The organism is Rhizobium anhuiense (genome assembly GCF_003985145.1).
In the GTDB taxonomy this organism is placed as follows: Bacteria; Pseudomonadota; Alphaproteobacteria; order Rhizobiales; family Rhizobiaceae; genus Rhizobium; species Rhizobium anhuiense.
Window position 1 is genome coordinate 163367 of sequence record NZ_ML133534.1, and the last position, 16022, is coordinate 179388.

The following is a 16022-nucleotide window of genomic DNA, read 5'->3' on the forward strand; positions in this document are numbered from 1 at the left end:
CCCTTCATGCAACCGCGACAGCCGGAGCGGCGGCCGCGGTGAGGGTGCGGTGGATGGATTCAGCCGCGTCGCGACCGTGGGCGACGGCGGAAACCGTGAGGTCGTCGCCGCCGAAGACGCAGTCACCACCGGCCCAGACGCCGTCGAGCGAGGTATGGCCTTCGCCATCGACGGCGATGCGGCCGCTTTCCATGCGCAGCGAACCGAGACCGGAGGCGTCAAAGGTCTGGCCGATCGCCTTGAAGATCTGGTCGGCGGCAATGACGCCGGTTTCGCCGGTCCCGACCAGGCGGCCTTCGAGAAGCTTGGTATATTCCACTTCGATGGCGGCGACTTTGCCGTCCTGCGACAGGATCGATTTCGGCGCCAGCCAGTGGCGGATGATGACGCCCTTGGAGCTTGCCAGATCCTGCTCGAATTCCGAAGCGTTCATGTGTTCCTTGCCACGGCGGTAACAGATCGTCACCTCCTCGGCGCCAAGCAGCTTCGCCTGCACGGCAGCGTCGATCGCCGTCATGCCGCCGCCAAGGACGACGACGCGGCGGCCGACGGCGATTTCGCTCTTGTTTTCAGCCTGACGCAGTGCCGCGATGAAATCGACGGCGTCGTCGACGCCTGCGAGGTTCTCGCCCTCGATGCGCAGCGCGTTGACGCCGGCAAGGCCGATACCGAGGAAGACGCCGTCATATTGGGCCTGCAGATCGGCAAGCGAGAAATTGCGGCCGAGAAGCTGCCCATGCCGGACCTCGATGCCGCCGATCGAGAGGATGTAGTCGACTTCCTTCTGGGCGAAATCGTCGACCGTCTTATAGGTGGCGATGCCGTATTCGTTGAGGCCGCCGGATTTTTCCCTGGCATCATAGATGACGACGGAATGGCCTTTCACGGCCAGGCGATGGGCGGCGGCAAGGCCGGCTGGGCCTGCGCCGACGACGGCGATCGTCTTTCCGGTCGGTTCGGCCCTGGCATAGAACTGCTTGCCGGCCTGCATGGCGGCATCTGTCGCATAACGCTGCAGGCGGCCGATCTCGACGGGCCGCTCTTCGGCCGTGTTGCGCACACAGGCCTGTTCGCAGAGTTCTTCGGTGGGACAGACGCGGGCGCACATGCCGCCAAGGATGTTCTGATCGAAGATCGTCTTTGCCGAGCCGATCGGATTGCCCGTCGAAATCTGGCGGATGAACAGCGGAATGTCGATCGAGGTGGGACAGGCCGTCATGCACGGCGCGTCATAACAGAAATAACAGCGGTCGGCGGCGACCAGCGCCTCGTGATTGTCGAGGCGCGGATGCAGATCGGAAAAATTAGCCTCATACTCGGCGGGCGAAAGCCGGCCAGCATGAATCCCAGTTTCCAGTCGTTCCATTGAAGTTCCCTCATTATTGGTAAACGGCCTGTGAGGGAAAGCGTAACTCAGGTTTAAAAATTTATCAAACGGTAAAATTTTGACGGTTTTCTCTTGCTGGATGCCAAGTAATCAATTGTTTTTATTGGAAGAATTTATCTGGTCCGCATTCGTGAAATGGCTGGACGCGCCCCGCGCCAAGGGCATCGGAAAAAAGATTCAAAAAAGTCGAATTTTTTTCCGATCGGAGGGAACCAAAGTTTGATGTCGCCGTTATTGCGATATCCGGATGGTGATCGCATCGACCCAACATGCGCGCCCCCAACCCACTATCCGGACGTACTCACGGTCCCCTCCCGGTGAGTGAAGACAGCCGGTGCGCCGCCCTCGCACCGGCTGTTTTTCCGTTTGGCGCCTATTTCCAGGCTTTCACACGCGTTTGAAGATCTCGAATTCGGTTTCCGGAATGGTCAGGCGATACTCGATGCGGCCGGGAACGAGTTTCAGCTCCGCCTTGCCATTGACCGACGAAGGCACGACCCGCTCCAGCACGGTGCGGCCGAAGCTGTTGTCGCTGAATTCGTGGACTTCCGACTGATCATGAAGCACCTCCGCCCAAGCGACTTCGATCGCCTTCCTGTCGCCGATTGCGGCTTCGCGGCAATTCAGCGTGATCGAGGCGGCGCCGCCTGATATCGCGCCGTAGGAGGCGGAGTTGACGATGAGTTCGTGGAGGGCGAGCCCGAGATGCACGGCGGCATTCGGCGTCAGATGCGCATTGATGCCATAGATCGGCATGGAGCCTGATGTTTCCGGCCAATAGGGGGCGAACTGCTTTTCGGCGAGTTCGAAGAGATAGGCGCCGCGCCAGCTCGAATCGGTAATCAGATCCTGCGAGTTGGAAAGCGATTGCAGCCGTCCGCGGAATTTGAGGAGGAAGGTGTCGAGAGACAGCGTGTTGCGCGCGGTCTGCGTGGCAATCCCCTGGATGATGGCGAGAAGGTTCTTCGAGCGGTGTGAGAGTTCGCGCAGCAGCGATTTCAGCACTTTTTCGCGGTGCCGGCTTTCGGTCACTTCGGCCATGACGGAGAGAAGTCCGTGCGCGCCGCGTTCACCGGTGCGCTGGATCTTCAGTTCATAGGTACGCCTTTCGCCGTCGACGTCGATCTCGACCTCGGCATTGTTGGGGATCCCGGTTTCCAGCACCTTGTGTTTCAGCGCTGTCAGATATCGCCCATGGGCGTCGCCGAAAAGGGCAGCGTCGCTGTTGCCGGGCATAAAGAGCGCTGCAAAATGCGGCGGCAGATTTTCGGCGTAGAAGATCGACAGCCGGGCGTCTTGGCAGAGGATTGAAATCCCGGCGCTGCCGAGCGCGCGTTCCATCATTGCGGCTTTGCCTTCGAAGGTGAAAGGCACGCCGGACAATGGTTCAGTCGTATTCACTCGACCGCCTTTCCTTGTGACATCTTGAACGTCGCTGAAGGGAGCGCCCTTCCAGACACCGCCTGTCAACTCTAGAACAAAGCGCTGCAAAAACCGTTAAAGCCACCGGAGTCCCGGTAGCACCGGAACGCATGCTTTGGCGATTTGGTTCCGAAGTCCGGAAAATTGCGTCTCAGGCGGCCACTCTGGTCGATTCGTTGAAGAAAAGAGCTTGGCTGATCAGTGCCTTGACCATGTCCGGATTGAAGGGCTTGGTGACAAGGAAAGTCGGCTCAGGGCGCTCGCCGGTCAGAAGCCGTTCAGGGAAAGCGGTGATGAAGATCACCGGCACGCTCGACGTCTTCAGGATGTCGTTGACTGCGTCGATACCGGAACTGCCGTCGGCAAGCTGGATGTCGGCCAGCACCATGCTCGGCTTGGTCTTATTGTAGAGCGCGACGGCTTCGGCATGCGTGCGGGCGATGCCGGTGACGCGATGGCCGAGGCTTTCGACCATCTGCTCAATATCCATGGCGATCAGCGGCTCGTCCTCGATGATCATGATATCGGTGGCGACCTGACGGGAAATTTCCTGCGAGGCCACGTCGAGCAGATGCATGACGTCCTGTTCCTCGGTTTCCAGGATATCGGCGATTTCGGCGACGCGAAAATTTTCCACGGAGGCGAGCAAAAAGGCCTGACGGGCACGAGGCGAAACCTTGGAAAGGTTCAGTGTGGCGCGTTGCTCCCAGGCATAGGGCGAAGTCGGCTCTGGAATCTGGACTGCGGTGGAACCAAACAGTTGCGTAAACAGTTTGTAGAGTGCGACCCGGTCGTTCGCCGTATCCGGGAAAATCGACAGATCGGCGATGATGGCTTCGAGGACGGCGGCGACATAGGCGTCGCCCGAAGTCTGGGTGCCGGTGAGGGCGCGGGAATAGCGGCGCAGATAAGGAAGGTGCGGCGCAATTCGAGTAGAAAGTGTCATTAATGGCTCCTGCATACAGGCCGGCATTGGCTTCAATGAGCGGTTAACGTCGCCTTGCTAAAAAAGTTCCGGAACGGGAGGAACTTTTTTTGTCGCGCCGCATTATTCCAGCCGACAATGAAAGGGCGTAGCGTTTTGACCCATGCAACGGCAAATACTGGCGACATCGACACTGGAACGTTCGGAGTCGATGGTTGAAATCATGATTGATCCCCTGCACGCCCCTCTAACAGACAACCGGCGAGAAGACGAATTGATGACTACACGCAAGAAAGAGGCAGCCGATCAGCGAAAGCTGGAGCTGCGGGCAAGCGACATCCTGGACCCGAACAATCAGATCGGCGTCAGGTTGCGGTCGCTTTATGCGGCCGCACAGGATGAAGCGATTCCCGATCGTTTTCTCGACCTTCTCGAAAAGCTCGACCATGCTGAAATGATGGCTTCCGCCAAAATGGCCGAATAGGATCGCCGCATGGAAGATAAAGCGCAACCCAGCTTCAAGCGGGAACTGCTGGCGGCACTCCCCAGTCTTCGCGCCTTCGCGATCTCGCTCATCGGACGGCACGACCGTGCCGACGATCTCGTCCAGGACACCATCATGAAAGCCTGGGCCAAACAGGATCATTTCGAGATGGGCACCAATATGAAGGCCTGGCTCTTCACGATCCTGCGCAACGAACTCTACAGCCAGATGCGCAAGAGCGGCCGCGAGGTTCAGGACAGCGACGGGCTGTTTACGGAATCGATGGCGATGCATCCCTCGCAATATGGCGCGCTCGATCTGCAGGACTTCAAAAAGGCGCTCGACCAGCTGCCGCCGGACCAACGCGAAGCGATCATCCTCGTCGGCGCCTCGGGTTTCTCCTATGAGGAGGCCGCCGAAATCTGCGGCTGCGCCGTCGGCACCATCAAGAGCCGCGTCAACCGGGCCCGCCAGCGACTGCAGGAATTGCTGCAGATATCAGGCGAGGCGGATTTCGGCCCCGACGCCACGTCGGCGCCGCTGACGTCGAAGGCCTTTGCCTTCTGACAAGAGTTATACTTGGGAGGAAGGCCGGCTGCCCCTTCGGGCGCCGGCTTTTTTGCGTTCGTGGGAGTGTTAGAAGGGCGTGTATCCAAAAGTGGTGGATAGTTGTCTAACGCGCACTACTGTTCGTCCCTCATTCCTGTGCTCGTCACAGGAATCCAGTGCGCCCAAGTCCTTGGGCGCGAAAGGTTTTTCCCACCTGCCGTGTCGGTTCATTCACCGCGCGGAACGCGCCGTAGCTGGATTCCTGTGACAAGCACAGGAATGAGGGAGAGCGAGGTGGGAGTCATGCCTAATCTTCCGCTGGTAATGTGAAGAGGAAATACTTTCCCCTCTCCATTCTCGTGACAGTTGCGGGATAGGAGCAGGTGGGTTGCCACCTCAATCAATCCTCGCGCTTCGAGCCCACCAGATTGGCCGCGACGATTGCCGCCAGGACGCCGGCGGTCAGGAGCGGCTGGGCGCGGACGAGGCCGAGCCCGACCGTTGCCAGCGATTCCAGTGCCGCGCGGCGTTCACGGGCGCGGCGCGCTTCCCGGGCGTTGATGATCGCCATCACCACCAGCGCGATGATGGCGATCAGCAGCGCGCAGGCGGCCAGGAAGAGGGCCGCGCCGACCGGGCCGTAGATGCCGGCGAGCCAGATGGCGCCGGCGGTGACGGCCAGCGCGTAGGCGGTGAGGAGGAAGAGCACGGCAAGCGCAATGAAGATGCCATTGCGCTTGGCGCGTGCAACGGTGCGGTGCACGCTTGCGCCCGTCAGCAGGCTGAGGATCGATAACAGCATCGCGCTTCCTCAGCGCCGGGCGAGGAAGGCGATGGCAAGGCCGAAAGCGGCTGCGGCGCCGATCGTTGCCAATGGATGCTTGCGCACGGTCTCGCGCATTTCGGTTGCGCCGCGCTCATAGCCCTGCTGCAATTCGCGCAGCAGATCCTCGCTCCGGCCGAGCAGTTCCTCATAGCCGGCGCTGGCCTGGCCGCGGATTTTGTCGCCCTGGTGGCGTGAGCTCTTGCCAACGAGGCGGGTCAGTTCCGCGAGTTCGTCGCGCAACGCTTCGATCTGCTCCTCGATGCCGGATTCCAAATTGTGGAAGGTGCCGTTGCGGCGGCTGCGGCCGGACTGGAAGATAGAATAGCTCATGGCTGTCTCCATTGGCTGGGGCGCGCGCAAGCTCGCCTGTTTCGCACGTGGGTCACCACCGTCCGTTGCATGAATCATATCGCCCGGCATTGACCCAGATCACTGCCGACAACGTGTCGCACGGTCAAAAGTTCCGTGCAGACAGGCTCAGGGGCGGGAAACGGCGCTGTGGGCGAGCACGAAGGGGGTGCCGTCGGCCGGCACCTGATTGATCCGCAGCGCGCAGCCGAACACCGACAGCATCGTTTCGTCGGTCAGCACGTTACCGATGCTGCCGGCGGCGGCGAGGCGGCCGGATTTCATCAGCACGATGCGGTCGGCAAAGAGCGCCGTCAGGTTGAGATCGTGCATGACGGCGATGACACCGCCGCCGCGTTGGCAGAAGTTGCGGGCGAGCGTCATGATGGTCAGCTGGTGGCTGATGTCGAGGCTCGAGACCGGCTCGTCGAGCAGCAGCCAACAGGGCTTGCCATCGACGACGGGCTCGGCGATCTGGCAGAGCACGCGGGCAAGCTGCACGCGCTGCTGCTCGCCGCCGGAGAGTTCCTGATAGAAACGGCCTTCGAAGCCGGTCAGGTCGACGGAGGCGAGCGCGGCCGCCGCCGTCTGCTCGGCCTTGTCGGGATGCAGGTTGAGGCCTGATGTCAGGCCCATGCGGACGATCTCGCGCACGGTGAAGGGAAAGGAGATGGTGCTTGCCTGCGGCAGCACGCCGCGGATGGCGGCAAGCTGCCAGGGTTTCAGCCCCTTGACCTCGTCGCCGCCGATGCGCACCGAGCCGCCATAGGCAAGTTCGCCGGAGATGGCTTTCATCGTCGTCGTCTTGCCGGAGCCGTTCGGTCCGGCAATCGCCGTCAGTTCGCCGCCCTTTGCGGTGAAGGCAACGTCGCTGATGATGGCCTTGCCGGAAAGGCGCACGGAGACGCCGGAAACTTCGATCATCTGAACGTCACTCACAACATCCGCTCACAGCGCAAGACGCGAACGCTGCCTCAGCAGGATCCACAGGAAGAACGGCCCGCCGACCGCCGCGGTGATGATGCCGATCGGCAGTTCGGCCGGCGCAACCAGGGTGCGCGCCAGGACATCCGCGAAGATCAGCAGCGAGCCGCCGAGAAGCGCTGCGGCCGGCAACAGGAAACGATGGTCCGGGCCGATCGCCATGCGCAGGATATGCGGCACGACGATCCCGACGAAACCGATGCCGCCGCTGACGGCGACGGACGCGCCGGTCGCCGCGGCGACCCCGACGATCGCGACATTTTTCAGCCGTTGCACCGGCACGCCCATATGAAAGGCGGCCGCCTCGCCGAGCGTGATGGCATTGAGGCCGCGCGCCATGAAGGGCAGGGCGGTGAAGGACAACAGGATGATTGGGCCGGCCGCGGCGATCTTCGTCCATGTGGCGCCGGCAAGCGAGCCCATGCTCCAGAAGGTCAGGTCGCGCAACTGCTGGTCGTTGGCCATGTAGATCAGCAGTCCTGTCATGGCGAGGGCAAGCGCGCCGAGTGCAATGCCGGCAAGCAACATCGTTGCCACGGAGGTCTGGCCGTGACGGGTGGCGATCCGGTAGAGCAACAGCGTCGTGACGAGACCGCCGCCGAAGGCGGCCGCCGGCAGAGCGTATATGCCGAGAAGGGCTGAGAGCGGGGCTGCGATGCCGCCGCCGAGCACGATGATGGTGACTGCGCCGAGGCTTGCGCCGGAGGAGACGCCGACGAGGCCTGGATCGGCCAGCGGATTGCGGAACAGGCCCTGCATCACCGCACCGGAAACCGCGAGCGAGGCGCCGATCAGGAAGCCGAGGATCGCCCTGGGCAGGCGGATATCGAAGATGATGATCCGGTCACGCATGCTGAGCGCCGTCTCGGAGCCGGCCATCTTGCTGATAACGTCGAGGATCGAGGCATCTGAAGCGCCTGTCGTCACCGAAAACAGCATCGAGAAGACCGAGCCGGCGGCAAGCAGAACGATTGCCAGCAAGGCAAGCCGCGTCCGGTCGCCCGCCGGCCTGATTTCGCGCATGTCTGCCATCGACACGTGTCGCCCTCGTTCCATGGCTTGCGGCAGGGCCATGATCAGCCCCCGTAGATCGCCGTGTTGAGATCCCGCGCCGCGGCTGCCGTGCGCGGACCGAAGCCGAGCAGGTAGACGCCGTCCATCCGGATGATCGCTTTTTTCTCGCCTGCTGGCGTCAGCGCGATCGCCGGCTGCGCCAGCAGGTCCTCGTTCTTGGTGCCGGCGCCATCGCCGCGGTTCATCATCAGGATGAAGTCAGGCTTGGCTTCGATGATCGCCTCGTCCGTCAGCGGCTTGTAGCCTGGGAATGCGCCGACGGCGTTGACTGCGCCGGCGAGCTTGACGATGCCGTCGGCTGCGGTGCCGGTGCCCGATGCCATGATCCGGCCGTTCTGGGCGCTGAGGATGAAGAGGACGCGCTTGCGTTCGGCCTCCGGGCGCTTTTCGGCATCGGCGATCGCCGCGTCGAGATCGGCCGCGACCTTTTCTTCAAGTGCCTTCGCCTTGTCCTGCACGCCAAGCAGCGTGCCGACGCGGTCGATCTTGGCGATGATGCCGTCGCGGGTAAAGGCGCTCGGCACGGTCTCGAAGGGTACGCTGGCATTCTTCAGCACAGCCAGCGCCTCCTGCGGGCCTGAACCTTCGACGGCGATGATCGCCGTCGGGTTCATGGCGAGGATGCCTTCCGGCGAGAGTGCACGCATGTAGCCGACGTTCGGCAGCTTCAACGCCGCCTCCGGATAGATGCTCGTCGTGTCGCGGGCGATCAGCCGGCTTTCCTCGCCGAGCGCATAGACGATCTCGGTGATGTCGCCGCCGACCGAAACCAGGCGTGACGTGTCGAGCTTCTTTTCCTCGCCATGGGCGGCGCGCACGAAGGCGAAGCCTTCGATCGGCCGCGCCGTCGGGATCAACGGCAGCGCCATGACGGCTGCCGTCAGGGCCAGTTCCCAGGCACGGATCCGGCGCAGATTGTTACGCATCGTCATCGCTATGATCCTTATGCGGCCACGCTTGCTGCCCGCGGCAGGTTTTCCATGATCTCGCGCCACTCGACGCGTTCGTCGGAACCTTCCTGCCGCTTGCCGAAGAACTGGATGATCATTTCGCCGTTTGCATCGTAAGCCTCCAGCGAGGTGACGTGCCCGTCCTTGGTCGGCTTGCGCACGGCCCAGGTCTCGGCGATGTGATCCTGGCGCAGATGCAGATGGAAGGTCGGGTCCATGATATTGATCCACGGACCCATCGGCTGCACGTTGAAGATCGGGCCGGAATGGATCTGGACGATGCCGTTATTGGCGACGAAGCACATGATCGGCAGGCCTGATTTGACCGAGGCATGCATCATCTCTGCCGTCGCTGTGTTGTCGAGTTTCCAGGCATAGTCGTCGCCGACGCTGCGTACGGCCGCCTGGCGGCCGATCTTCAGGCGCTTCAGCATGCCGAAGAACTCGTGTGTATCGGTGAGTTTGCTCCAATTGTCGCGCAGCTCGTCGCGGCTGACGTCGGCGGTTTCATCGACGGCATTCGAGGTCTCGGCCTCGATAAATTCCTGCGACTGGTCTTCCAGCTTCAACTCGGCGACGATGGCGTGATAGGCCTCGACATTCGAGCTTGGGCGCAGATGCACCTTGTGCACGGCGTTGCCTGATTTGTCGAAATATTGCAGGCTGAGGCGTTCCTGGTCGCCATCCTTCTTGGAGACGGCGAAGCCATGCTCCCAGCGGCTCGGGAAGATGCGCAGGTCGATATTCTCGCCGAGAACGATGGCGGCCTGCGCGCCGCTCTTGATGTTTTCGAAGACGCCGATCTTCTCGTGCACGGCGCTTTCGTTGCGCGACAGCGCCATCACTTCGCCGAGACCGGCGACGCGTTCGAGAAGCTTCAGTGCGCTGCCGTCGATGCGGGTGACGCTGATGCCGGTTTCGGCGGCGACGAGGGCTGCCTCTGATATCTTCAGCTGGGCGGCGATATCGCGCTCGCGCATCTTCGGATTTTCAGCGCGAAACGCACGGATTTCGGCTGGCGCCGGTCTTGTCTGCTCGGTCATGTCCTACCCTACTTATTGAGAATGAGCTTGCCCTGACGGGTGATCTTCAGGCGGTAGACCACGCCGTCATGTCGAATCATGATCTCGTTCGTGCCGCGGAAAAGATCCGGGCTTTCGACGATCCGGTGCTGCGCCGCAGGCTCGCTCTGCAGCGGCACATGCTTAAAGTTATCTGGCTTTTCAACCATCATTTCGGTTGGCAATTCCGTGAAGCCGGTGATCGGGATCGCCGGTTTTGATGACAATTAACTTGACTTTCTTACTCATAGTTTTTTAAAGACGCAATAGGAGACTAATGCAGTCAAGTTTTTGAGATTGCTGATATCGGGACAATGGCGGAGAAGATTATGGCGGTGAGGTTTGCGGCTGTTACGGCTGGCATGGCGATGGCGGTTTCAAGCATATGCCAGGCGCAGGATGCGGCAACCGCCAAGCTGGATATCGAACTCAACGCTCTGGCGCCATCGCAGAAGGGCTGCATGATGACCTTCGTCGCCGAGAACAATCTTCAGGCGCCGATCAACAAGATCTCCTTCGAGCTCGCCTTCTTCAATGACAAGAATGCCGTCGACCGCATCACCGTGCTCGACTTCCGCGATCTGCCGCAGGGCAAGAAGCGCGTGCGCCAGTTCGATATGCCGAACGTGAAGTGCGAGACGGTCACGCGCATCATCATCAACGACACGCCGGTCTGCGACGGACCTGTTGCCGGCGAATGCATGAAGGGTCTGGTCACCCGCTCGCAGATTTCAGTTCCCTTCGAGGGCTAAAAATACGCCGGGGATGAACTCCGGCGGACATGTTTCAGGCTGTCCGAGGCATACACAATGGCAATTTCAGCGAAGTCCAGATCGAGACAGGTGCTCATCGCGGAGCCGGACGCTGGCGGCAGCCTGAACGACAATATCCCCGGCATGCATCCCGGCCACGAGCTTTCCGATCTGCGCAATGCGCAACGGCAGCCGGCCGGCGAGGCGATGGTCCACTATGCGCGTTTCGCGCAGATACCGTCTTTTCCCGACCATCCGGAAGCCGCGCCGGCGGCTCCCGTTGCTGCGCCTCCGATGGATGCGATGGTAGAAAAGCAGGAGGATGAAAAGGCGCCCGTGCGGCGGCGGGTGGCGCTGACTTGTATCGGTTCGTTTTTCTTTCACGCCGGTCTGGTGGCGGCTCTTGCTCTGTTCATGCCGAAACCACCGAACAAAGTGATTGAAGATGCCGGCGAAGCCGTTAGCGTCATCGTGTATGGCGATTCCGATGTTGACCAGACCTCCGCAGGTGATCCGGAGCTGGAAGTGAAGCCGGAAGAAATTGCCGCAGAGGAGGTTAAGCCGGATGCGGTTCAGTCGACTAGCGAGACTACCGAATTTCAGCCGACAGAGATACAGCCAGAGCCGACTCAACCAGTCGAGGCCGAACCTGTAGAAGCCGTGCCGCCTGCCCAGGAGGTGACGCGTGTTTCGCCCGAGACAGTTGTGGCAGCGGAACCGGAGGTGCTTGTTTCTCAGAACCCCGCCGACACTTTCGTCGCTCAGCCGATGGCAACGGCGGTGCCGGAACTGCCCGTGCCCGATATCGTATCGACCACGGTACCAGAACAGGTGACGACGGCTGCAGTGCAGCCGACCGAAGTTCAGCCGGAAGAAGTGAAGCCTGTCGAGGTCGCTGAAGTCCCGCCGGAACCCGAAGAAAAGCCAGAGGCGAAACCGAAGCCGAAGGTTGAGAAGCCGAAACCGGATGAAAAAAAGCAGCCTCGGAAGAAGGTGGAGCCGGCAGGCGGAAAGAAGGGCTCGGATAGCCGGGACTCGACGAGGGGCGTTGCTACTGGTGCACAGGAGGCGCCACAGTTTGACGGCATGTCGACAACAGCTGGCAGAGGCGACGGCACAGGAAGCGCGGCGGTGGCCAATTATCCCGGCAAAGTGCAGAAGCGTATTCGCCGTGCAATTCGGGTGCCCGACGAATACAAGAGGATGGGCGGCGCCATGTCTGTGCGTCTCAAATTGACGATTGATGGAACGGGCAGGTTGGCGGCTGTCTCCGTCGCCGGCAGTTCAGGAATTGCAGACTTGGATAAGGCTGCTGTCGATGGCGTACGCCGTGCGGCGCCGTTTCCACCCTTACCCCCTGAGTGGGGTAAGCCGAGTTGGACCTTTACCCAAGAGGTTCAAGTCACGGCTCGATAAATATGATAAAAATAATCAACTTTATACTTTACTCTAAAAATCAAGTTTAATAAGGTCCACCCGCACACGCAGGAATCGTGTGACGATCAACGAGTGAACGGGTGGTATATGGCTCGCAAGGGCAAGAAGGGTTCGAACCGGGAGGTCCGCGACAGCGCGGGCGAGGACGCTGCTCAGGCATCCACCGGGCGATCCAAACTGGATGGCCGCAGTTTCCTCTATGTCGGCGGCCGCGACTGCCAGGTGGCGCATCTTCGCCAGATCTGCAGCAATTTCGGCGCCGAGCTCATTCATCACGACGGCGGCTTGCGCGAAGCGGTTTCCCGCATCGATACCGTTCTTCCCTCGGTCGACTGCGTGTTCTGCCCGATCGACTGTATCAGCCACGATGCCTGCCTGCGGGTGAAGACCGGCTGCAAGAAGTTCGGCAAGGCCTTCATCCCGCTTCGCAACGGCAGCAAATCCAGCCTGGAGCGTGCGCTGCAGACGATGAACGAACGAGACAATGCAAGATGAACGACCAGCGCCCCGACGGCTTCACCATGATCGGCCTGCACAAGCTCGCCGCGCAGACCGGCGAGGGCCTCGTGCCCGAGCTCTACGCACTTTTCCGGCAGCATGCCGAACGCCAGAATATCCACCAGAATGTGACGCTGTTCCCGACCTGGGAAGCGCGTATGCCCGGAGAAGCCGCAACAAGACCGCTTGGCCAAGCGGCGGCAAACGGTAATAATATCCTCGCTTTTCCCTCGCGTTCCGCAAGGGCGGGCAAGAGGCAGGCGTAGGGAGATTCCATGTATATCGCAATGAACCGCTTCAAGGTCGCAACCGGAAGCGAAGGTGATTTGGAGACGGTCTGGCGCAACCGCGATTCCAGCCTGCCGGAGGTGCCCGGTTTCGTCGAATTCCGGCTGCTGCGCGGCAAGGTCAACGAAGAGGAGGGCTATACGCTCTATTCCTCGCACACGGTCTGGAAAAGCGAAGCGGATTTTCAGAACTGGACGAAGTCCGAAAGTTTTCGCGCGGCGCACCGCAATGCCGGCGATCACAAGGCGATCTACAAGGGGCCGCCGGTTTTCGAAGGCTTCAATGTGGTTGATGGCGTTTGATTGCAGTTGGTGCGGCGTGATTTAGCTCTTAGCGAAATCTTGATTCTGTCTTCAGCATGGCCCCACGCACACCCTCATTCCTGTGACAGGCACAGGAATGAAGGAGGAGAAGACGTGAGCAGTCAGCAAAAACTCTCTCAAGCCTTAACCCGGAAGACAGCGCCCGCGGCAACGGCCAGCCAGCCAAGCATCATCGCCCAGCCGCCGGTCGGTGCGGCATAGGGGAAGAGGCTGGAGCCGGTAAAGCGCAAGGTGACGAGATCGCCGGCAAAAAGCAGCGTTCCGACAATCATCAGAAAACCGGCCAGCCAGGCGGTTCTGAGCCTGGCGTTGCCGAGAGCCAATGCCAGCAGGGCCGGGGCGTGGGCAAGGCACATGGCGGATGCAGATGCCGCAAGATTGGCTTCGCCGCCGCCATGGGCGGCAAGGGCGGCGAGCCCCACGCCGGCGACGCCGAACAGGCCGGCAAAGAGATAGAGCACCGGCTCCAGACGCGCGTTCAAGCTCATGGTCAATCCTTATCGCCAGATGGCCTTATAGTCAGAGGGCCTTATAGTCAGAGGGCCTTATCGTCAGGGGCCTTGTTCTGCATGTGATAGGCCAGCCGTTCGACCGGCGCCCAGATGAGATCGCGCAGCGCCTGGCTGGCAATGGTTTCATCCATGGCACGGCGGAAGCAGAGCAGCCACTCATCGCGCTCGACAGGGCCGATCTCGGCGACGAAATGGCGGCTGCGCAGGCGCGGATGGCCGCGCTTGTCGGTATAAAGCGGCGGACCGCCGAGATATCCGGTCATATATTCGTAGAATTTCTCTTCGCTGCCCTGAAGGCTCGGCGGATGCACGGCGCGCACGTTCCTCGCCTCCGGCAGCCTGTCCATCAGTTCGTAGAAGCGGTGCGTCAGCGCCCGCACGATGGGATCGCCGCCGATCGCCTCGTAAAGTGTGGTGACTTTCTCCGTCACGAAACCATCCCTGAATACATCTGTCCCCGCCTCTACATGCACCTCTGGGAAAACGATCGCAACCGTCATCAAGGTGCCGCGGCATTTCGCGCATAATCCCGGTATCGCAGGGGTTCCAATCGATTCCTCTTGACAAAACCGTCCGGACGGTATCTTTTAATCTGCATGTCGAACGCTCATCATCGCAAGAAACAGCCCGCTCTCGTGCGCCAGCAATTGCTGGAGGTCGCGGCGCGCCTTGCTGCCAGCGAAGGCATGGCTGCCGTCACGCTCGATGCGGTGTCGGCCGCCTCCAGCGTCAGCAAGGGCGGGCTGCTGCATCATTTTCCGACGAAGAATGCGCTGCTCGATGCCCTGTTCGAGAGCCTGCTCGAAAAGTTCGACGCCGATATAGAGGAACTGATGCGCGGCGATCCGCAGCCGCAGGGCCGCTTCACCCGCGCCTATCTCAGGGCGGTAGCCGGCCTAAAGGATCGTCCCGACGATTCCAGGGGGTGGACGCAGGTAACGATCGCGCTTCTGGCCGAACCCCGGCTGCGTCTTCGCTGGCGCCAATGGGTGCAGGCACGGGCGGAGGAGTACATCGGCACCGACTCCTCCCTCGATGCGCAGGTCGTGCGTTTCGCCGCCGACGGACTTTGGTTCGCAGATACGTTGGAAAGCCATGATATCGACGGCGTTCTGAGGCGGGATCTCATCGATCGCCTTGTCGAACTGACCGGCAAGTAATCCGAAAAGGAATTCGCCATGAGCCAGGCTGCCGTCTACGGGCTGCTGTTTGCAGCCATCGTGCTCGAGGTCGTCGGCACGACCGCGCTGCAACTGTCGCAGCAGTTCACCCGCATCGGGCCGACGGCACTCGTCGTCGCCTGTTATGCGGCCGCCTTCTATTGCCTGTCGCTGACGCTGAAGAGCATCCCGGTCGGCATCGCCTATGCGATTTGGAGCGCTTTGGGAATCGTGCTGATTTCCTCGGTCGGTCTGGTCTTCTTCAAGCAGCGCCTCGACCTGCCGGCCATCGTCGGGCTCGGGCTGATCGTCACAGGCGTTATGGTCGTCAATCTCTTCTCGAAATCCGTTTCACATTGATATTGCTGTGGTATTTCCAGGCGGATTTTCCGCCTTCGTCCGGCAAATTTTCCCCTTTGTCAAAATACTGACAAAGGTCTATGTGTTCCTTAGATGTGGAGGAGACGAGGCGCAGCCAGCGCCGTTTTCCAAAGCGCTTTGAATCCTGCCTTCCCGCCTATCGATACTTCCAGGTTTCTACAGGAGCACATCATGGCCATTCGCACCGTCGTCTGGGGAGAGAATATCCACGAGAATACCAATGCCGTCGTCCGGGGCATCTATCCCGAAGGCATGCACACGACGATCGCCAACGCGCTGAATACCGACCCCAGCATCTCGGCGACGACGGCGACGCTGCAGGAGCCGGAACACGGCCTCAGCGAAGCCCGCCTTGCCGAAACCGATGTCTTGACCTGGTGGGGCCACAAGGATCACGGCGCCGTCTCCGATGTCGTCGTCGAGCGTGTCGCCAAGCGCGTCTGGGAAGGCATGGGGCTGCTCGTGCTGCATTCCGGCCATTTCTCCAAGATCTTCAAGCGGTTGATGGGCACACCCTGCGCGCTGAAATGGCGTGAGGCGGGTGAGCGCGAGCGTCTGTGGACGATCAATCAGCGCCATCCGATCGCCGCCGGCATCGGCGAACATTTCGAACTCGAGAACGAGGAAATGTACGGCGAGCAGTTTTCGGTGCCGGAACCGC

The 16022-nt window shown here is 61.0% G+C and carries 22 protein-coding genes; 10 read left to right on the forward strand and 12 right to left on the reverse strand.

The window, feature by feature from the left end; all coding sequences use genetic code 11:
- Positions 1 to 4: 4 nt before the first annotated feature.
- From EEQ99_RS27160 to EEQ99_RS27170, 3 genes are all read right to left on the reverse strand, one after another.
- On the reverse strand, positions 5 to 1366 hold the full coding sequence (locus EEQ99_RS27160) for an NAD(P)-dependent oxidoreductase (RefSeq protein WP_063474403.1): 1362 nt from the start codon (positions 1364 to 1366) through the stop codon (positions 5 to 7).
- A gap of 408 nt (positions 1367 to 1774) precedes the next feature.
- Positions 1775 to 2770 carry a sensor histidine kinase gene (locus EEQ99_RS27165; RefSeq protein ID WP_047618776.1) on the reverse strand — a complete coding sequence of 332 codons (996 nt, stop codon included), beginning with the start codon at positions 2768 to 2770 and terminating at the stop codon, positions 1775 to 1777.
- Between the two features lie 190 nt (positions 2771 to 2960).
- Positions 2961 to 3755: a response regulator gene (locus EEQ99_RS27170; RefSeq protein WP_047618726.1), complete on the reverse strand. Its 795-nt coding sequence runs from the start codon at positions 3753 to 3755 to the stop codon at positions 2961 to 2963.
- Between the two features lie 256 nt (positions 3756 to 4011).
- Between EEQ99_RS27170 and EEQ99_RS27175 the strand changes: the two genes are divergently transcribed.
- Entirely contained in the window at positions 4012 to 4218 is a 207-nt protein-coding gene (locus EEQ99_RS27175) for a NepR family anti-sigma factor (protein ID WP_024319398.1), read from the forward strand.
- Between the two features lie 9 nt (positions 4219 to 4227).
- Positions 4228 to 4785: an RNA polymerase sigma factor gene (locus tag EEQ99_RS27180; RefSeq protein WP_007630757.1), complete on the forward strand. Its 558-nt coding sequence runs from the start codon at positions 4228 to 4230 to the stop codon at positions 4783 to 4785.
- A gap of 382 nt (positions 4786 to 5167) precedes the next feature.
- Here the strand turns inward: EEQ99_RS27180 and EEQ99_RS27185 are convergent, their stop codons facing one another.
- The 7 genes from EEQ99_RS27185 to hemP all read right to left on the reverse strand — a co-directional run bounded on the left by EEQ99_RS27185 (position 5168) and on the right by hemP (position 10183).
- A complete protein-coding gene (locus EEQ99_RS27185; protein ID WP_063474404.1) occupies positions 5168 to 5569 on the reverse strand; it encodes a hypothetical protein in 402 nt (133 codons plus the stop codon).
- A 9-nt stretch (positions 5570 to 5578) separates the two neighbouring features.
- Positions 5579 to 5923: a DUF883 family protein gene (locus EEQ99_RS27190; protein WP_063474405.1), complete on the reverse strand. Its 345-nt coding sequence runs from the start codon at positions 5921 to 5923 to the stop codon at positions 5579 to 5581.
- Between the two features lie 147 nt (positions 5924 to 6070).
- Entirely contained in the window at positions 6071 to 6865 is a 795-nt protein-coding gene (locus EEQ99_RS27195) for a heme ABC transporter ATP-binding protein (RefSeq protein WP_097595704.1), read from the reverse strand.
- Positions 6866 to 6889: 24 nt separating this feature from the next.
- Positions 6890 to 7999 carry a FecCD family ABC transporter permease gene (locus EEQ99_RS27200; RefSeq protein WP_097595705.1) on the reverse strand — a complete coding sequence of 370 codons (1110 nt, stop codon included), beginning with the start codon at positions 7997 to 7999 and terminating at the stop codon, positions 6890 to 6892.
- A gap of 2 nt (positions 8000 to 8001) precedes the next feature.
- Positions 8002 to 8931 (reverse strand): heme/hemin ABC transporter substrate-binding protein, encoded by a 930-nt coding sequence (locus EEQ99_RS27205; RefSeq protein ID WP_097595706.1) that lies wholly within the window; start codon positions 8929 to 8931, stop codon positions 8002 to 8004.
- Between the two features lie 11 nt (positions 8932 to 8942).
- Entirely contained in the window at positions 8943 to 9992 is a 1050-nt protein-coding gene (locus EEQ99_RS27210; RefSeq protein WP_127431363.1) for a hemin-degrading factor, read from the reverse strand.
- A gap of 8 nt (positions 9993 to 10000) precedes the next feature.
- Positions 10001 to 10183 (reverse strand): hemin uptake protein HemP, encoded by a 183-nt coding sequence (gene hemP / locus EEQ99_RS27215; protein ID WP_028758866.1) that lies wholly within the window; start codon positions 10181 to 10183, stop codon positions 10001 to 10003.
- Between the two features lie 156 nt (positions 10184 to 10339).
- Here hemP and EEQ99_RS27220 point away from each other — a divergent pair, with 156 nt between their 5' ends.
- The 5 genes from EEQ99_RS27220 to hmuQ all read left to right on the forward strand — a co-directional run bounded on the left by EEQ99_RS27220 (position 10340) and on the right by hmuQ (position 13287).
- Entirely contained in the window at positions 10340 to 10762 is a 423-nt protein-coding gene (locus tag EEQ99_RS27220; protein WP_063474687.1) for a hypothetical protein, read from the forward strand.
- A gap of 57 nt (positions 10763 to 10819) precedes the next feature.
- The gene (locus tag EEQ99_RS27225; RefSeq protein WP_097631172.1) at positions 10820 to 12178 is read left to right on the forward strand and encodes an energy transducer TonB family protein; all 1359 of its coding nucleotides are present in this window, start codon (positions 10820 to 10822) and stop codon (positions 12176 to 12178) included.
- Between the two features lie 108 nt (positions 12179 to 12286).
- Entirely contained in the window at positions 12287 to 12694 is a 408-nt protein-coding gene (locus tag EEQ99_RS27230; RefSeq protein ID WP_028758869.1) for a DUF2325 domain-containing protein, read from the forward strand.
- Positions 12691 to 12963 (forward strand): hypothetical protein, encoded by a 273-nt coding sequence (locus EEQ99_RS27235; protein WP_028758870.1) that lies wholly within the window; start codon positions 12691 to 12693, stop codon positions 12961 to 12963. The genes EEQ99_RS27230 and EEQ99_RS27235 overlap by 4 nt, the downstream gene beginning before the upstream one ends.
- A gap of 9 nt (positions 12964 to 12972) precedes the next feature.
- Positions 12973 to 13287, forward strand: coding sequence for a heme-degrading protein HmuQ (gene hmuQ, locus EEQ99_RS27240; protein WP_097595709.1), 315 nt, complete (start codon positions 12973 to 12975; stop codon positions 13285 to 13287).
- Between the two features lie 137 nt (positions 13288 to 13424).
- Here the strand turns inward: hmuQ and EEQ99_RS27245 are convergent, their stop codons facing one another.
- Both EEQ99_RS27245 and EEQ99_RS27250 read right to left on the reverse strand, forming a co-directional pair.
- The gene (locus tag EEQ99_RS27245; RefSeq protein ID WP_047618751.1) at positions 13425 to 13796 is read right to left on the reverse strand and encodes a DUF423 domain-containing protein; all 372 of its coding nucleotides are present in this window, start codon (positions 13794 to 13796) and stop codon (positions 13425 to 13427) included.
- A gap of 47 nt (positions 13797 to 13843) precedes the next feature.
- Positions 13844 to 14251 carry a group II truncated hemoglobin gene (locus tag EEQ99_RS27250; protein ID WP_028758873.1) on the reverse strand — a complete coding sequence of 136 codons (408 nt, stop codon included), beginning with the start codon at positions 14249 to 14251 and terminating at the stop codon, positions 13844 to 13846.
- A 165-nt stretch (positions 14252 to 14416) separates the two neighbouring features.
- Here EEQ99_RS27250 and EEQ99_RS27255 point away from each other — a divergent pair, with 165 nt between their 5' ends.
- From EEQ99_RS27255 to EEQ99_RS27265, 3 genes are all read left to right on the forward strand, one after another.
- The gene (locus tag EEQ99_RS27255; protein ID WP_097595710.1) at positions 14417 to 14980 is read left to right on the forward strand and encodes a TetR/AcrR family transcriptional regulator; all 564 of its coding nucleotides are present in this window, start codon (positions 14417 to 14419) and stop codon (positions 14978 to 14980) included.
- Between the two features lie 18 nt (positions 14981 to 14998).
- On the forward strand, positions 14999 to 15340 hold the full coding sequence (locus EEQ99_RS27260) for an SMR family transporter (RefSeq protein ID WP_097595711.1): 342 nt from the start codon (positions 14999 to 15001) through the stop codon (positions 15338 to 15340).
- Positions 15341 to 15532: 192 nt separating this feature from the next.
- Positions 15533 to 16022 (forward strand): ThuA domain-containing protein (locus tag EEQ99_RS27265; RefSeq protein WP_174824508.1); only part of this gene is annotated, 490 nt, incomplete at its 3' end.

Excerpts from the sequence above, each read along its gene's own strand:
- EEQ99_RS27190 (WP_063474405.1), bottom strand. The coding sequence starts at position 5,923 with ATGAGCTATTCTATCTTCCAGTCCGGCCGCAGCCGCCGCAACGGCACC.
- EEQ99_RS27195 (WP_097595704.1), bottom strand. The coding sequence starts at position 6,865 with ATGATCGAAGTTTCCGGCGTCTCCGTGCGCCTTTCCGGCAAGGCCATC.
- hemP (WP_028758866.1), bottom strand. The coding sequence starts at position 10,183 with ATGATGGTTGAAAAGCCAGATAACTTTAAGCATGTGCCGCTGCAGAGC.
- EEQ99_RS27255 (WP_097595710.1), top strand. The coding sequence starts at position 14,417 with ATGTCGAACGCTCATCATCGCAAGAAACAGCCCGCTCTCGTGCGCCAG.
- EEQ99_RS27160 (WP_063474403.1), bottom strand. The coding sequence starts at position 1,366 with ATGGAACGACTGGAAACTGGGATTCATGCTGGCCGGCTTTCGCCCGCC.
- EEQ99_RS27245 (WP_047618751.1), bottom strand. The coding sequence starts at position 13,796 with ATGAGCTTGAACGCGCGTCTGGAGCCGGTGCTCTATCTCTTTGCCGGC.
- EEQ99_RS27210 (WP_127431363.1), bottom strand. The coding sequence starts at position 9,992 with ATGACCGAGCAGACAAGACCGGCGCCAGCCGAAATCCGTGCGTTTCGC.
- EEQ99_RS27225 (WP_097631172.1), top strand. The coding sequence starts at position 10,820 with ATGGCAATTTCAGCGAAGTCCAGATCGAGACAGGTGCTCATCGCGGAG.
- EEQ99_RS27175 (WP_024319398.1), top strand. The coding sequence starts at position 4,012 with ATGACTACACGCAAGAAAGAGGCAGCCGATCAGCGAAAGCTGGAGCTG.
- EEQ99_RS27220 (WP_063474687.1), top strand. The coding sequence starts at position 10,340 with ATGGCGGTGAGGTTTGCGGCTGTTACGGCTGGCATGGCGATGGCGGTT.
- EEQ99_RS27235 (WP_028758870.1), top strand. The coding sequence starts at position 12,691 with ATGAACGACCAGCGCCCCGACGGCTTCACCATGATCGGCCTGCACAAG.
- EEQ99_RS27200 (WP_097595705.1), bottom strand. The coding sequence starts at position 7,999 with ATGGCCCTGCCGCAAGCCATGGAACGAGGGCGACACGTGTCGATGGCA.
- EEQ99_RS27205 (WP_097595706.1), bottom strand. The coding sequence starts at position 8,931 with ATGACGATGCGTAACAATCTGCGCCGGATCCGTGCCTGGGAACTGGCC.
- EEQ99_RS27185 (WP_063474404.1), bottom strand. The coding sequence starts at position 5,569 with ATGCTGTTATCGATCCTCAGCCTGCTGACGGGCGCAAGCGTGCACCGC.
- EEQ99_RS27180 (WP_007630757.1), top strand. The coding sequence starts at position 4,228 with ATGGAAGATAAAGCGCAACCCAGCTTCAAGCGGGAACTGCTGGCGGCA.
- hmuQ (WP_097595709.1), top strand. The coding sequence starts at position 12,973 with ATGTATATCGCAATGAACCGCTTCAAGGTCGCAACCGGAAGCGAAGGT.
- EEQ99_RS27170 (WP_047618726.1), bottom strand. The coding sequence starts at position 3,755 with ATGACACTTTCTACTCGAATTGCGCCGCACCTTCCTTATCTGCGCCGC.
- EEQ99_RS27230 (WP_028758869.1), top strand. The coding sequence starts at position 12,287 with ATGGCTCGCAAGGGCAAGAAGGGTTCGAACCGGGAGGTCCGCGACAGC.
- EEQ99_RS27260 (WP_097595711.1), top strand. The coding sequence starts at position 14,999 with ATGAGCCAGGCTGCCGTCTACGGGCTGCTGTTTGCAGCCATCGTGCTC.